Below are 2,426 nucleotides of genomic sequence, written 5' to 3' on the forward strand. Positions count from 1 at the left end.
TCAGTGAAACACCAGCCGGACAAATGACGCCAGCGGGCTATGTGCTCATGCAGCACGCAGAGCGGCTGGGGCGACCGACCAAGGCTTATGCCAAGTGGCAGCAGCGGCTTCCAGCGGCATACCGGGAAAGCGTTCTGGGCGAGATCACAGTGTCATCTACAGTAGTTCAGACTGATCCAAAACAGATTCAACGTATCAAGCACTATCGAAGCCTGATGCCAATGGCAATGGAGGCACGCAAGCCGATGTTTGCCTTGAGTCCCGCAGACGGTGCAATTGGGGCTCACCAGACCAATGTGCGGCAGTGCTATGAGGATTTTCAAAAACTCGTGCTGGAAATTGCCATAAGAGTTGGATTGACGAAGGATGCCAGGGTGTGAGGCAGGTGCTCGATACGGTGTGGCAACGGCGCGGCACCAGTTGGTTGTGGGATGTCAATCACCCCCCCCTTAGCCTAGCCGACATCCAATTTCAACCTGCTGCTTTTGGCCCAATTTCAAGTTGCTGATGACAAATCATGGTCGTTCTCTTCGAACGCCGTGATATTGTAGGCCGGAAGGTTAAGGATATTGGCGGGCATTAGCGGCCGAAGTCGTGGCCTCTGGAACGAATGAGGTGGCTTGGGATCGCGTTTCCGATGCAATCGAATCGAATTCGGTGCAAATGTGGGCAATGGCGGTATCCAATGAGAAAAACTGCGCTTGCGTCGGGAAATTTCCCGCAGAGATTTTTGACAGATCCAGCAGGTCGGTCAGCATTTTCTCCGGATCCTGGACAACATGGTCGATGTTTCTTCGGGTTTCCCGGAGCGTTTGTTCTGAGGGGTGGGACACCAGTATGGCACCGTGAAGAGACAACGCGTGCAGAGGCTGGCGCAGATCATGGCTGACGGTCGCAATAATGCGATCACGTTCCTGCCGGATCAGAACGGAGCGATGGAGCAGACGTTCGCTTTCGGTGGCCACCCGGATCAGAAATAGCCAGTAAACGAGGGTCAGTCCCATAACGGCCCAATATTTGTCCGGGTGCAACGATATCCAGGGGATCGTCGCTCCCAGCAATACCAGGAGTGAATACGCTGCCGTCATGTATTTGGAAGAGACGGCAACGGAGACTCCGGCGGCAGCAATGGAAAACAGGATGATCTCGATCAGGGCCTGGGAGACAAAGGAAAGATGATGCAGGAAGAGGACCGCAGATAGACCCGTGCTGGCTCCCGCCAGGCCATCCAGGGTCATGAACGCGGCATGGAGCCGTTTCGGTGCCAGGGTGTCGACGCGCGGCAGGACCCATCTCGCAAAGGTTGCACGGAGCAACTCCACGCCCAGTGCCAGCGTACTCCACAACACGAAGGTGGAAAGAGGTACGGACGGGTAGACGATCCAACCTACGCCGACGATGAAAAATAACTGGACGAGGGGCATGTGCAGCAATACCCTCGCATGGAGGGTCACAACCTCCCGTGTCATTTCCTGTTTGAGCGAGGCGTGAGGGGAGACGTTCGTCGATGCCGGGGCTGGATCGAACCAGGATCGCAGCCAACAGGAAAAACCCTTCATTTCATTGAGGACGCAGGTACAGGAGGCTGGTTCTGGTGATGGCTTCGACCCGATTTTTTACCCCGAGGACCCGGAAGAGATCCGAGATATGATCCTTGACCGTGTATTCGGAGAGCGACAGTTCCCGGGCGATTCGTTTCGTGGAAAAACCGCGACTGAGCGCATACAGGACTTCACGTTGGCGGGGAGTCAGTTTGGGTATGTTCGATGAGGGAGGGGCATCGTTATCCTCATGAGGAAAAAAGATCTTTCCATCAAAGACCCAGTTCGTGGCTTCAAGGAACTTTTCCGAGGTCAGTCCCTTGGGAATGTAACTCATGGCCCCGGCTTCCCTGCAGGCGCGCACCGTCGAGGGGTCGTCTGATCCGGACACCACGATCACCGACACTTCGGGCACTTCGAATCTGATCTTTTTCAATACGGGCAGTCCGCGTTCCTGCCTGAGATTGAGATCGAGGAGACAGAGGGTCAAATCGGGGTGTTCCTGCAGCACGGACAACGCATCGGCGACGGTATCTGCCTCGAATAGAATGGCATCAGGACGGATAGAGGAGAGCAACAGGCGTAATCCGTCACGAAACAGTGCATGATCATCCACCATGAGTATCTTCATGGAATCCTCCATTTTTTTGCCCTATCCACCGTCATCGCTTCTTGATGGAATCACCAAAACTTCAAGCAAGTATGATGCCTGAATTCTCAATGCCTTGAAAAAAATGGAATAAATTTTTTTTATCGGAAGAATGTCGGCCGTAAATGTAATAAAAACTGACACTTCTGCCGGGTCACTGCGTCTTGTCGTGCTTCTGTTGCAGTGCTTCCCAGCGCTGGAACGCCTGTTCCAACTGGTGGGTGAGTTCGCTCTGC

2 protein-coding genes and 1 pseudogene are annotated in these 2,426 nt (G+C 54.2%); 1 reads left to right on the forward strand and 2 read right to left on the reverse strand.

The window, feature by feature from the left end; genetic code table 11:
• A pseudogene (locus tag M6F29_RS11680) lies at positions 1 to 380 on the forward strand (ParA family protein); the annotation flags it as partial.
• Between the two features lie 180 nt (positions 381 to 560).
• Here the strand turns inward: M6F29_RS11680 and M6F29_RS11685 are convergent.
• Together M6F29_RS11685 and M6F29_RS11690 are read right to left on the reverse strand one after the other, a co-directional pair.
• Positions 561 to 1,454: a sensor histidine kinase gene (locus M6F29_RS11685; RefSeq protein ID WP_298160094.1), complete on the reverse strand. Its 894-nt coding sequence runs from the start codon at positions 1,452 to 1,454 to the stop codon at positions 561 to 563.
• Between the two features lie 106 nt (positions 1,455 to 1,560).
• Positions 1,561 to 2,172, reverse strand: coding sequence for a response regulator (locus tag M6F29_RS11690; RefSeq protein ID WP_298160096.1), 612 nt, complete (start codon positions 2,170 to 2,172; stop codon positions 1,561 to 1,563).
• Positions 2,173 to 2,426: the final 254 nt, after the last annotated feature.

Source organism: Ferrovum sp., from assembly GCF_027317285.1.
Lineage (GTDB): Bacteria > Pseudomonadota > Gammaproteobacteria > Burkholderiales > Ferrovaceae > Ferrovum.